General features: G+C 60.4%; 11 protein-coding genes and 1 pseudogene. 4 read left to right on the top strand and 8 right to left on the bottom strand.

All coding sequences use genetic code 11. From position 1 onward, the window contains the following. Window positions 1-106: 106 nt before the first annotated feature. Window positions 107-1557, bottom strand: a pseudogene (gene pyk / locus C4J91_RS21855) (pyruvate kinase). Window positions 1558-1731: 174 nt separating this feature from the next. Between pyk and C4J91_RS21850 the strand changes: the two are divergent. Together C4J91_RS21850 and C4J91_RS21845 are read left to right on the top strand one after the other, a co-directional pair. Further along, window positions 1732-2106 carry a tol-pal system YbgF family protein gene (locus C4J91_RS21850; RefSeq protein WP_124364211.1) on the top strand — a complete coding sequence of 125 codons (375 nt, stop codon included), beginning with the start codon at window positions 1732-1734 and terminating at the stop codon, window positions 2104-2106. Window positions 2107-2311: 205 nt separating this feature from the next. Continuing rightward, window positions 2312-2671 carry a PilZ domain-containing protein gene (locus C4J91_RS21845; RefSeq protein WP_124364210.1) on the top strand — a complete coding sequence of 120 codons (360 nt, stop codon included), beginning with the start codon at window positions 2312-2314 and terminating at the stop codon, window positions 2669-2671. Window positions 2672-2727: 56 nt separating this feature from the next. Here the strand turns inward: C4J91_RS21845 and C4J91_RS21840 are convergent, their stop codons facing one another. The 6 genes from C4J91_RS21840 to C4J91_RS21815 are packed head-to-tail and all read right to left on the bottom strand — an operon-like array spanning window position 2728 to window position 9398. After that, window positions 2728-4059, bottom strand: a complete 1332-nt coding sequence (locus C4J91_RS21840; protein WP_124364209.1) for a DUF58 domain-containing protein — start codon at window positions 4057-4059, stop codon at window positions 2728-2730. Window positions 4060-4066: 7 nt separating this feature from the next. Further along, the gene (locus C4J91_RS21835) at window positions 4067-5065 is read right to left on the bottom strand and encodes a MoxR family ATPase (RefSeq protein ID WP_124364208.1); all 999 of its coding nucleotides are present in this window, start codon (window positions 5063-5065) and stop codon (window positions 4067-4069) included. Further along, on the bottom strand, window positions 5062-6219 hold the full coding sequence (locus tag C4J91_RS21830) for a DUF4350 domain-containing protein (RefSeq protein ID WP_124364207.1): 1158 nt from the start codon (window positions 6217-6219) through the stop codon (window positions 5062-5064). The genes C4J91_RS21835 and C4J91_RS21830 overlap by 4 nt, the downstream gene beginning before the upstream one ends. Beyond that, a complete protein-coding gene (locus C4J91_RS21825) occupies window positions 6216-7748 on the bottom strand; it encodes a DUF4129 domain-containing protein (protein WP_124364206.1) in 1533 nt (510 codons plus the stop codon). The genes C4J91_RS21830 and C4J91_RS21825 overlap by 4 nt, the downstream gene beginning before the upstream one ends. Beyond that, entirely contained in the window at window positions 7735-8709 is a 975-nt protein-coding gene (locus C4J91_RS21820; RefSeq protein ID WP_124364205.1) for a stage II sporulation protein M, read from the bottom strand. The genes C4J91_RS21825 and C4J91_RS21820 overlap by 14 nt, the downstream gene beginning before the upstream one ends. Continuing rightward, window positions 8706-9398 carry an RDD family protein gene (locus C4J91_RS21815; protein WP_124364204.1) on the bottom strand — a complete coding sequence of 231 codons (693 nt, stop codon included), beginning with the start codon at window positions 9396-9398 and terminating at the stop codon, window positions 8706-8708. The genes C4J91_RS21820 and C4J91_RS21815 overlap by 4 nt, the downstream gene beginning before the upstream one ends. 166 nt (window positions 9399-9564) lie before the next feature. Here C4J91_RS21815 and sbcB point away from each other — a divergent pair, with 166 nt between their 5' ends. Next, window positions 9565-10992 carry an exodeoxyribonuclease I gene (sbcB, locus tag C4J91_RS21810; RefSeq protein WP_124364203.1) on the top strand — a complete coding sequence of 476 codons (1428 nt, stop codon included), beginning with the start codon at window positions 9565-9567 and terminating at the stop codon, window positions 10990-10992. 90 nt (window positions 10993-11082) lie between these two features. Here sbcB and mvaT read toward each other — a convergent pair whose 3' ends face one another. Beyond that, a complete protein-coding gene (gene mvaT / locus C4J91_RS21805) occupies window positions 11083-11457 on the bottom strand; it encodes a histone-like nucleoid-structuring protein MvaT (protein WP_003175830.1) in 375 nt (124 codons plus the stop codon). Between the two features lie 346 nt (window positions 11458-11803). Between mvaT and purU the strand changes: the two genes are divergently transcribed. After that, window positions 11804-12652: a formyltetrahydrofolate deformylase gene (gene purU / locus C4J91_RS21800; protein WP_019821236.1), complete on the top strand. Its 849-nt coding sequence runs from the start codon at window positions 11804-11806 to the stop codon at window positions 12650-12652. The last annotated feature ends 48 nt before the right edge of the window (window positions 12653-12700 follow it).

The following is a 12700-nucleotide window of genomic DNA, read 5'->3' as shown; positions in this document are numbered from 1 at the left end:
GCTTGCCCCCGATGAGGCCTGAGGGTTCAACACCTCAACCGGCATTTGAAATGCAAAAAAGCCCCGCCATTCTCATGGCAGGGCTTTTGTTTTTTCAGCGTGTCACTCAGAACTGCGGGTCGCCCACGTGCAGGATCTTCATGCCATTGGTGCCGCCGGTGGTGTGATAGCTGTCGCCCTTGGTCAGGATGACCCAGTCACCTTTCTCGACGACGCCGCGTTTGACCAGCTCGTCGATAGCTTTCTGGCTGACTTCGTTCGGGGCCAGCGAAGCCGGATCGAACGGAATGGTGTACACGCCACGGAACAGCGCCGCACGGGCCTGGGCTTCGCGGTGGGGGTGAACGCGTAGATCGGCACCGACGAGCGGATGCGCGACATGATCAGCGGCGTATAACCACTTTCAGTCAAGGCGATGATCGCTTTAACGCCCGGGAAGTGGTTGGCGGTGTACATGGCGGCCAACGCGATGCTCTGGTCGCAGCTTTCGAAGACCTTGCCGATGCGGTGGCTGGAGGTCTTGCTGGTGGGGTGCTTCTCGGCACCGACGCAGATACGCGCCATGGCCTGGACGGCCTCCAGCGGGTACGGGCCAGCGGCACTTTCAGCCGAGAGCATCACGGCGTCGGTGTAGTCGAGCACGGCGTTGGCCACGTCGGACACTTCGGCGCGGGTCGGCATCGGGTTCTGGATCATCGACTCCATCATCTGGGTCGCAACGATCACCGCTTTGTTGTGGCGGCGTGCGTGCAGGATGATCTTCTTCTGGATACCGATCAGCTCGGCATCGCCGATTTCCACGCCCAGGTCGCCACGGGCAACCATGACGGCGTCGGAAGCCTTGATCAGGCCATCCAGGGTTTCGTCATCAGCCACGGCTTCGGCACGTTCGATCTTGGCCACCAGCCAGGCGGTACCACCGGCTTCGTCGCGCAGTTTACGTGCGTATTCCATGTCGGCGGCGTCGCGCGGGAAGGACACGGCGAGGTAGTCCACTTCCATTTCGGCGGCGAGCTTGATGTCGGCCTTGTCTTTTTCAGTCAGGGCCGGTGCCGTCAGGCCACCGCCGCGACGGTTGATGCCTTTGTGGTCGGACAGCGGGCCGCCGATGATCACGGTGCAATGCAGTTCGGTCGGGGTAGCGGTGTCGACGCGCATCACCACGCGACCGTCGTCCAGCAGCAGTTCGTCGCCGACGCCGCAGTCCTTGACCAGATCCGGATAGTCGATGCCTACGACGTCCTGGGTGCCTTCGGTCAACGGATGGCTGGTGGAGAAGGTGAATTTGTCACCGATCTTCAGCTCGATCCGCTTGTTGGCGAATTTGGCGATACGGATCTTCGGGCCTTGCAGGTCACCCAGCAACGCCACGAAGCGGCCGTGTTTGGCAGCCAGGTCCCGCACCAGCTTGGCGCGAGCCTTGTGCTCGTCCGGGGTGCCGTGGGAGAAGTTCAGACGGGCAACGTCCAAACCAGCCAGAATCAGCTGTTCGAGGACTTCCGGCGAGTTGCTGGCCGGGCCAAGGGTGGCGACGATTTTGGTACGACGGACGGACATGCACAGACTCCTGAGTTCAAGCGCTGGGGAAGGCTACTATGCTCTTTCGTTGTAGTCATTGTTCGTTTGCACTACTTATCGACGATCGGCTTGTTTTTGCTGCGGTGCAAAGGTGAACGCCCTTGAAGATTTTGGACGATAGGTCGATACACTGCACAAGACAGGAGAACCCCCATGCGAATTTTGCTCGTTGCTGCCCTGGCCGTCAGTGTTGTCGGCTGCACCCGCTGGTCGATGGACCATCATTTGAACAACGCTTACCGCGCCTATGGGGTGGGTGACTGCGCACGGGTTACCCTGGAATTGTCCCAGGTAGACCGTGAAAGCCGCACCCGCCGCTATGTGCAGCCCGAGGTTTCGATGTTGCGCGGGCAGTGCCTGGAGCGCCAGAAACTGTTCGTCGATGCTGCGCAAACCTACCAATTCATCATCAGCCAATACCCATCAAGCGAGTACGCTTACCGAGCCCAAGCCCGGCTCGATACCCTGCGCCAGCTGGGGCATTTCTCTGGCGTGACCGCAGCGCAACCACGGCCGGCGTCTTTATGAGGGTATTCGTCGCTTCATAACTGGCCTCTTTCCAGTCTTGGGTTATTCTTTGAATAGATGTTTGTACAACTTTCTGTTCAAAAGAATGTAATGCCCGGATTCGGCAGCTGTCTCGTGGCAACGATTTCTTGTCACACCGATATCCAGGGAGAGCGAGCGATGGGCTTGTTCCGAATCACTGGCTTTATTGGATGGCGACCTCACCATGTTTATCGAACGACGGATCGAACGGCATCAGCTACCTTATTTCCTGCAGGTGTTCAATCGGCTTACGGACAAGCCAATCGGCTATCTGGGCGACGTTTCTGAAGAAGGGCTGATGCTGATCAGCCAGCTACCAATGATGATCGGCGCAGATTTTGAGCTGCGCCTGAAGATTCCAGGGCCGGACGGCGAGTTCCAGGCTGTTGACCTCACCGCAACCTGTTTGTGGAGCCGTGAAGATGTCAACCCGCAGCATTACGACTCGGGGTTCCGCGTGCGTCAGGCGTGCGAAGAATACGCGCAGCTGATCAGCGCCTTGTTGCATTACTTCAGTTTCGATCCTTTACAGGCACCCGTTTGACTATCATGTGCAGTCGGCCATGGGGACCTGTGCCTACCGTGGCCGTGCGCTTGCCGTCAGAACACCCCGGCTTTTTTCCAGTGCAGGTAACGTGTCACCAACGCGGCGCCCAACTCCGATGGCAGGCTATCCAACACCGACAACCCATGAGCGCCCAGGCGATCATGCAGCTGGTTGCGCATGTTGAGGTAGTCAACCGCGCCGCTGTAAGCCAGTGCTTCGGGTAGGGTTTGTACCGGGGCCTGGCGCAGTTGGTCGAGTACTTCCTCTCGCAGACTGGCGACCAGTACCCGATGGTGTCGACCGATCCGCTTGATGGCACTCATCAGTGCTGCATCGTCTTCATCGCGCAGGTTGGTCACCACGATCACCAAGGCGCGGCGCTTTTGCCGAGCCAGCAATTGGCTGGCGGCGGCCTCATAGTCAGCGGTCTGGCGTGTGCTTTCCAGGTCATAGACTGTATTGAGCAAGACGTTCAATTGGCCGCTGCCCTTGACCGGCGCCAGGTAACGCGGCTGGTCGCTGGCAAAGGTACAGAGCCCGACTGCATCGCCTTGGCGCAAGGCGACATAACTCAGCAACAGGCAGGCGTCCAGCGCGTGGTCGAAGTGGGACAACTCGTCGTCCTGGCTGCGCATGCGTCGGCCGCAATCGAGCATGAATACAATCTGCTGGTCGCGCTCATCCTCATACTCGCGGGCAATCGGCGTGCGCTGGCGTGCCGTGGCTTTCCAGTCGATCTGACGCAGGCTGTCACCGTCGCGAAATTCGCGTAATTGATGAAATTCCAGGCCTGGTCCGCGCCGCTGGTGCTGACGTACACCCAGTTGGCTCAGCCAGTTATCCACACCCTGCAACCGGGCACCGGATAAACGCGCGAAATCCGGGTACACGCGGGTGGCATCCGAGGCTTCGATCCAGCGCCGCGCCGACCACAGCCCCAAGGGGCTGGGCAAGTGGATTTCGCAGCGGCTGAAACTGAAATGCCCACGTCGCAGGGGGCGCACGCGATAGCCCAACTCGCCGCGCTCACCGGGGCGCAGTGAGATGGATTGCGGCAGGTTATCCACTACCAGTCCTTCGGGCACGTGATCGAACACCAGCACGGTCAGCGGCTGTGGATAATCGTGTTCCAGTGACAGGCGCACTTCTCCCCAGCGCCCCAGCGCCAGGCTACCGGGCAACATCCGCTGTATACGGGCCGAAGGGCGGCGGCGCAAGCGCATGGCATCCAGTATCGCCAGTAACAGCAGGGCCAACAGCAGGCCCCAGGCGATTGCGTGCAAGGTATCGGGCACCTTGAACTGCAACGCCGCCGACGCGCCCAGCAGAATATTGAGAGTCAGCAGAACACCCAGCCAGGTCAGGAGCAGACGGGTCGGTTTCATGCCGGCGTTACTGCCTGGGGGCCGCGATCTGGTCGAGCAACTGCTTGATCACCTGGTCCACCTCCAAACCATCGATATCCAGCTCCGGCGACAGACGCACTCGGTGACGCAGTACCGCCAGGGCGCAACTCTTGACGTCATCCGGGATCACGAATTCGCCGCCGCGCAACAGCGCCCGCGCACGGGCGCCGCGAACCAGGGCGATAGACGCTCGTGGACCGGCACCGATGGTCAAGCCTGGCCAACTGCGCGTCGCCCGCGCCAGGCGCACGGCATAGTCGAGGACCTGTTCATCCAGAGGCATGCCGCTGGCAATCTGCTGCATCTGCACCACGTCCTCGGCTTGCAGCACGGTGCGCAAAGGCTGCACATCGAGCATGTCGGCCCTGGACGAGCGGGTCACTTCGCGCACCATATCCACTTCCTGTTGCGCCTCGGGATAGTCCATGCGCACCTTGAGCATGAAGCGGTCCAGCTCGGCTTCGGGCAATGGGTAGGTGCCTTCCTGCTCGATGGGGTTCTGGGTGGCCAGCACCATGAACGGCTCGCCGATGGGCAATGCCTCGCCCTCCAGCGTGACCTGGCGCTCCTGCATGGCTTCGAGCAGTGCCGCCTGGGTTTTGGCCGGGGCGCGGTTGATTTCGTCGGCGAGCAGCAGGTGAGTGAATAACGGCCCCTTGCGCAGCTTGAACTGTTCGGTCTGCAGGTCGTACACCGCGTGGCCGGTGACATCGCTGGGCATCAGGTCCGGGGTGAACTGGATGCGTGCGAAATCACCGCCAAAACAACGGGCCAACGCACGCACCAGCAACGTTTTGCCAAGGCCGGGTACGCCCTCGAGCAAAACATGGCCACCGGCAATCAATGCGGTGAGTACGTCATCGATCACCGCGTCCTGGCCAATGACTGCCTTGCGCAATTCAACGCGCAGGGCCTGGGCCTGTTGGCTGGCGTATTCAAAGGTTTTTTCTGCGGTCAGGGCAGTGGCCAGTGGAGAATCGCTCATAGGGCATTCCTGAGGGTTTGCAGGCACGCCACCTGTCGGCTGAAGTCGGCGCTGGACAGCCGTTTCAGCGCAGGTGCGCCGAGTGCCTGGCTGATGATAGGGGAAGGCTGTCGCGTCAGAAGTGCCAGAACCTGGCATTGTTCCGCCGTGTCGAGGTGTTCAAAGCCGGGGTGGCGTCGCCGGGCGGTGCGCAGGAGGTCGTGCTGCAAGGCCTGCAGCAATGCGCCCTGGCCGTTGCGGCGTAGCAGGAAGTCGGCGCTGGCGCGCAAATGCTCCTGCAGCTGTCGACGCGCCTTGGGCGCGGGCGCCCGGATCGGGCCCTGGCGCATACCGGCGTGCCAGAGTGCCAGGGCAACCAGTGCAACAAGCGCGACGAGGGCCTGGGGGAAGTAACGGATCAGCAGGGTAAGCAGGTTGTCCACGTCGCTGTTGAACAGCAAAGTGACGTCGGTACCCTGGTTCAAGTACCACAGCAGCCAGGCGTTGTCGTGTTTGCCGATGCTCGGGGTTTTCCACAGGTCGCTGTCGGTGATCACCGTGACGCGGCCCAGCCCCAGGTCCAGTTGCATCAGGTGGCTGGACTTGGCGCTGTTGGCTGAAAACTGCGCAAGGTGCCTGGGGTCGGTAAGGTTGAAGTCGGTGTCGAAACTGAAATACGCAGGTTTGGTTTCATTGTCGACATACAGTTTGGTGAGGTCTGGCGCGCGCTTTTTGCGCGGTGGCGCCGGCTCGTCGAAGTCATCACTCAAGGCCTGGCGAAGCTCGAGACGATCAAGCAGCAGGTCGCCGCTTTTGCCGGTTTCTTCATCCCATAACGCCTCGGCCACCAGTAGCAGGTGGCCCCCGGCTTCGGCCCAGGCCAGCAACTGTTCGACCTGGCGTGGGGTCATGTTGCCGCGTTCTCCCAGCAACAGCAGGCTATGGCCTGGTGCAGGCAGGTCGGCAAGCCGCTCAAGGCCGTTGGCATGCGCTACCGTCAAACCTTGCTGGCCCAGGAAATGCTCGGCCGCGAGGTAAGGATTAGCCAGCGCGTCCGGCGCCGGGCCGTGATCTACAACCTCCTCATAGGGAATTGCCTTGTGCCAGGCATACAGACCGCCCATTCCCAATAGGCAAGCCAGCAGCAGGGCCATCCACAGTAAGGGTCGCTTCATTGGCTGGCCCCGCCACTGAAGAGTGCGCGCCAGTCGCTGCAGAGCTTTTGCTGGGCTGCGCCGGGAGGCAGCCGGTGGCCATAGGCGAGGTTTTGCCAGTGCCGGGTCAATTCGTGACTGAATGCCAGCAACTGCGGTTGCTGCAACTGATGGACGCGCTCCAGTACCTGGCCCTCGGTGTCGGCACTTTTGAGCGGCAGGTTGAACTCATGCAGCAGCCGGCTGAGCAGGCCGCGATACAGCAGGCCAAGGGCTTCCCTCGGTTGGGTGGGCCACAACTGTTCGGCGGTGCTGGCGATGTCGTCGGGCAGCGTCTCGACCCCCAGCTCCAACCCGAACAACTGGGCAGGCGCAGGTTTTGCGGCGTTGGGGCGATGTCGCCGCCTGCGGCTGACAAACGTGCGCAGCCATTCACGGTAGCGCCACACCACCCAGGCCAACCCGCCGATCAGCAAGCCCCATAGCAGTATCTCCAGGCCTTGGGCCACGTGCTTGAAGGTGTTGCTGTTGAGGTTGTCGAGCAAGTGCTGGAGCCAGCCAGGTAGCTTACCGTCGCCGCCCTGGGCTTTGGGGTCAGTGGCGGGTTTTTCTTCGCCAAAACGATAGCGGGTGACGGTTTGCGGATTCTTGAACGGCGGTTTTTCCAGTAATGCCTTGATCGATTGGCTGGCCGCCTGGGTGCTGAGCGGCTTTGGATCAGCCGGTTCATCCGCCATCGCCGTTGGGCTCAGTTGCGCCAGCGTCAGCCCGACGACCAGCAGCAACAGCGGTGCGACACTGCTCAGGCGTTGGCGCAATCGGCGAAACACCAGCTCCAGGTCCCAAGCCTCCAGGACGGTGCGACGGTTGAGATACAGACTGAAACCGCAGGCGACGTAGATGGGTTCCCAGAACACCAGGATCAGCGCATAGAAGGCATTACTCAGGTGCTCCAGCCATAGCCCCTGCGGGCCGGTCGCCAATGCCAGCCGCTGCCAGTCCCAATCCAGTTCGACCTGCTCCGGGATGAATAGATAGAACAGCGCCATGCAACCGAACCACAGGCCGATTTCCAGGTGCACCCCGATGATCGTCAGCCAGCGCGCGCCACCCGCGTTGCGCTGTTGCAGTACGCCCAGGCGCTGTTGACGCGCTTGACCCTCCAGGCCTTCAAGCTGGCTCACGGGCATCACGAAGCTGCGGCTCAGGCTCAGCCGGCGCCAGGTGAGGCTGGCGAGCAGTTGCCCCTTGAGCAGGCGCGGCCACTGGCGAACGGACTGTTTCAGACTGGGCGTCTCACCAAACAGCGTTTTGGAAAGAATGTACAGCGGCAAGCGCTCGAAGGCCGGCTTCAGCCACCAGAACAAGAAGATGGCGTAGGACGGGTACTGCCACAGCAGCGCACTGAGCAGCACGAACACCGGCAGGCTGACCAGCGCCCAGCTGCTCATCAGCAATACACGATGTTCCCGGGCCATCAGTACGCCGAGGTCCAAGGCTTCCCAGGAGGTGCGGGGGCGGATGACCACGCTGGAGTCAGTCAGGCGCATGGCGAGTCCTGCCGGCGAAGATCAGGTAGGCGGCCACGAACAGCCAAAGTGCGCTGCCCACGAGGTATTTGATCCAGGGCGCAATGCTCGTGGTGGATGACCAGTAGGCTTCGATGAATGCTGCGATCAGCAGCAATAGCATGACCCCGCACAGCATCTGCACGCTTTTGCGGGCCGCCAGGCGCAGGGATTCGCTACGTGCCAGGGGCCCAGGCGCGATCAGCGACCAGCCCAGTTGCAGGCCTGCCGCACCGGCCAGTGCGATGGCGCTGAGTTCGAAGGCGCCATGACCGATCACGAAAGACCAGAACGTCTGGCCGTAGCCGATTTCACTGAGATGCCCGCAGACCGCGCCGATGATCAAGCCGTTGAATACCAGGAAGAACACGCTGCCCAGGCCGAACAGCAAGCCGGCGGCGAAGGTCTGGAAGGCGATGCCGATGTTGTGCATCACGTAATAGCCAAACATCATCCAATCTTCGCTGGAGGCCCGTTCGGCCGCACGCCCCAGACGGCTGGCGGCAGGGTCGTACATGCTTTGCATCTCGGCCACTTGTTGCGGGCTGACGATGCTGTAGATCAGGTTGGGGAACAGGTACACCAATAACGCTATGCCGAGCAGGCTACCGAAGAACAGCAAACTGGAAATCAGTACGAAGCGCCATTGTTCGCGCACCAGGCGCGGGAAACCGGCGAGGATGAACGCCAGTACGTTGGCTGTCGTTTGACTGCGATGGCGATACAGTTGTTGGTGACCGCGCAGCGCCAGTTGTTGCAGGTGGTCTACCAGGTAGCTGCTATAGCCGCGTGCCTGGGCCAGGGCCAGATGTTGGCAGAGGCGGCGGTATTGATAAGGGAAGTCGGTTGCCTCGCAGGCTTTGCCTTGCTCTACCTGTTTGAGCAGTTCGGCGAAGGTTTGCCATTGCTGCTGGTGGCGGCTTTCAAAAAGGCTCTGCTTCATGTCGGCCCCAACAAACCGTGGGCCACACCGTTGAGTTGCTCCACGGCGCGAGCCGGAGACACCTGCAAGGGCGCGGCGAGGATGGCAGCCAGTTCATGGACCCGCTCGGCAGACAATTCAGCCTGGCGTTCGGCGAAACCGAGTATGGCCCGCTGTTCGCTCAGCTCCAGTGCGAAGGGCAGGCGCAGGGCGGCTGCCTGGGGGATGCGCGGGCGGGCCGACGCCTGATCACGGTAGACCACCAGCGTACCCGCTGCCAGGTCGCCGAGCCGCTTGAAGTGTGGATGTTGCAGGCAACTGATGGCGCCGAAGAAGTAGCCGAAGGGCAGCATGTCGACAAAGCGCAGCAGGTTGCGGATCAGCGACGCCGACCAGCCAATGGGGGTGCCGTCGTCCTGTACCACCCGCAAGCCCATGACCTGCTTGCCGGGAGAGCAGCCCTGATTGAACACTTCGAACAGCACCATGTACCACCAGCTGACCAGGAACAGCAGCAGGGAGCCCAAGCCGAGCCCGAGGTTGCCAAGCAGCGCCAGGGGCACCAGCAGAACGCTCATGATCACGCCGCGCACGAGCAGGTCGAAGGCAAAGGCCACGGCCCTTGGCAGCAGGCCGGCAGGGCGCAAGGGCAGGTCGATACCCTCGGGGGTCTCGATCTGGTAGCAGGTATCCAGAGGAGCTGTTGGCATTGCGATCCTTGGCAGTGCGAAGCGACTGAGAGAGACGGATGCTAGCAGTGTCGAGGCTGGAAGCAACCCTTCAAGCTTTTGCTGGATGTTTGTCCAGTAAGGTATCGCTGGCCCCTGACACCTCGCAGCGCCTAGACTTTGCCGGTCTTCAGCACAGGAACAGCCCGTGACCTCCATTTTCTGGTACGACTACGAAACCACCGGGATCAACCCACGCAGCGATCGCCCGCTGCAGGTGGCCGGCATTCGTACCGACCTCGAGCTCAACGAGGTCGGTTCGCCGATCAATCTTTATTGCCAGCCCGGCGACGATATCCTGCCTCACCCGGCGGCGTGTGCGATCACCGGTATCACGCCGCAGGTCCTGGCGCAGAAGGGCCTTGCCGAAGCGGATTTCATGACGCGGGTGCATGCCGAACTGTCTGCTCCCGGTACGTGCGGCGCGGGTTATAACACCCTGCGATTTGACGATGAAATGACGCGCTACAGTCTGTATCGCAACTTTTTCGACCCTTACGCGCGCGAATGGCAAGGCGGCAACAGCCGCTGGGATCTGATCGATGTGATGCGTACCGCCTATGCCCTGCGCCCGGAAGGGATTGTGTGGCCCGAGCAGGACGGGCGCGTGACGCTCAAGCTTGAGCGCTTGACCCAAGCCAATGGCATCGACCACGGCCAGGCCCACGATGCATTGTCTGATGTGCGTGCAACTATTGCCCTGGCACGATTGGTCCGGGAAAAACAACCCAGGCTGTATGAATGGCTGTTCCAGCTGCGCAGCAAGCAACGGGTGATGGACCAGGTGCGATTGTTGCAGCCGCTGGTGCACATTTCCGGACGCTTCAGCGCCGAGCGCCATTACCTCGGTGTGGTGTTGCCTCTGGCTTGGCATCCGCGCAATCGCAATGCATTGATTGTCTGTGACCTGGGGCTCGACCCGCAGGGCCTGCTCGAACTGGATGCCGACACGTTGCGCAAGCGCCTCTATACGCGGCGTGATGAACTGGCGGAAGGCGAGCTGCCGGTACCCCTGAAGTTGCTGCACATCAACCGCTGCCCGGTCGTCGCGCCCTTGAAGGTGCTGCGCGCGCAAGATCGCGAGCGGTTGCAACTGGATATGGACGTTTATCAGGCGCGAGCGCTGCGACTAACTGACGCACAGGAAGTTTGGCGTGACAAGTTGGCGAGCGTTTACGCCGAGGAGGAATTTGCGCCGAATGCCGATCCGGAGCAGCAGCTCTACGAGGGTTTTATCGGCGACCGTGACCGACGCTTATGTGAACAAGTTCGCCTGGCAGAGCCGCTGCAACTAGGGCGTCAGCAATGGCCTTTCGATGATCATCGGTTGCCGGAATTATTATTTCGCTACCGCGCGCGTAACTTTCCTGAAACCTTGAACAATGAGGAACAACAGCGCTGGAGACTTTTCTGTCAGCAACGTTTGTCAGACCCGGTGTGGGGCGCACCCAATACCCTGTCGGCATTTAAGGCGGCGCGCCAGGAGTTGCAAAACAATGCGACAGCGTTTCAGTGCCAGGTACTGGGTGAATGGCAAGACTATGCCGACTCTTTAGCGGCTCGCCTGAGTCTGTAGCTGCATAACTGCAAAACATCCAGACAATAAAAAACGCCAGCAAGCTGGCGTTTTTAATGTATCGCGTATCGGGTGTGACGCCGACCAGGCTTAGCCCAGCAGGGTCGCCCAACCTTCAACCACGTCACCGCCCCACTTGGCTTTCCACTCTTTCAGAGTCTTGTGGTTGCCACCTTTGGTTTCAATCACTTCACCGTTGTGCGGGTTTTTGTATTGCTTGACCTTGCGAGCACGTTTGGTGCCGGTAGTTTTCACAGCGCCGCGAGGTGCTTTAACTTTCGATTCCGGATCCAGCAGTGCGATGATGTCACGCAGGGATTTTGAGTATTCGCCCATCAGGGTGCGCAGTTTGCCTTCGAATTCCAGCTCGGTTTTCAGCTTGTCGTCTTGCGACAGGTTCTTCAAACGGGCTTGCAGCTCTTTGATAGCTTCTTCGGTGGCGCGGTATTCGTTGATCAGGGACATGTGGACTACCTTATGTAGAACGCTGATTGACAGGGTGAGTGGCCCAATAATAGTCAGGCAATTTCACCAAGTAAACATTTAAGCAGCTATTTATGTGAATTACATTGAATGTTTGTGGCAATGCGCTGCAGTCGAGTTAATTATCAGGTGAGTGGCTGAGAATAATCAGCTTAATGCGGCTAAGTGCTGAGCTTAGCCGTGCACGTACATATAGCGGTGGTAAAACCTTACGCTATTAAGGGCTGTTGCCACGGCCGGGGCTCAGAATAAGCCGCAAGGAGTACTGCAGTTTTTCTGCGCAATCGCTAGAATGGCGGCCTTTGCGAAGTTCTGGAGTTTCCCCCTAATGCGCACTTTTCGGCTGGTGATTGCTTGCCCGGACCGGGTTGGCATCGTTGCCAAGGTCAGTAACTTTCTGGCTTCTCATAACGGTTGGATCACCGAGGCGAGCCATCACTCGGATGATCTCAGCGGTTGGTTCTTCATGCGTCACGAAATTCGTGCCGATACACTGCCTTTTGGTCTGGAAGCCTTTCGTGAGGCGTTTGCGCCGATCGCCGAAGAGTTTTCGATGACCTGGCACATCACCGACACGGAGCAGAAAAAACGTGTCGTCCTGATGGCCAGCCGTGAATCCCACTGCCTGGCGGACCTTCTGCACCGCTGGCACAGCGATGAGCTCGATTGCGAGATCGCCTGTGTGATCTCCAACCATGATGACCTGCGCAGCATGGTCGAATGGCATGGCATCCCGTATTACCACGTGCCGGTCAACCCGCAGGACAAGGAGCCCGCGTTCGCCGAGGTATCACGCCTGGTCAAGCAGCACGACGCCGATGTGGTGGTGCTGGCGCGCTACATGCAGATCCTGCCGCCGGAACTGTGCCGCGAATACGCCGGCAAGGTGATCAACATTCACCACAGCTTCCTGCCTTCGTTCGTGGGGGCCAAGCCTTATCACCAGGCGTCCCTGCGCGGCGTGAAACTGATCGGAGCGACCTGCCACTACGTTACCGAGGAGCTGGACGCCGGTCCGATCATCGAGCAGGACGTAGTACGCGTCAGCCACAGCGACAGCATCGAAGACATGGTGCGTTTCGGGCGTGACGTCGAGAAGATGGTGCTGGCGCGCGGCCTGCGTTATCACCTGGAAGATCGCGTGTTGGTGCACGGCAACAAGACCGTGGTGTTCTGATCGACGCGTGTTGATTGAATAAGCGGGGGCCCGGGAGTAAAACTCTCC

The organism is Pseudomonas sp. R3-52-08, assembly GCF_003851745.1.
Taxonomy (GTDB): domain Bacteria; phylum Pseudomonadota; class Gammaproteobacteria; order Pseudomonadales; family Pseudomonadaceae; genus Aquipseudomonas.
The sequence above is the reverse complement of the archived record's forward strand: the minus strand, read 5'-3'. Positions and strand labels throughout refer to the sequence as shown.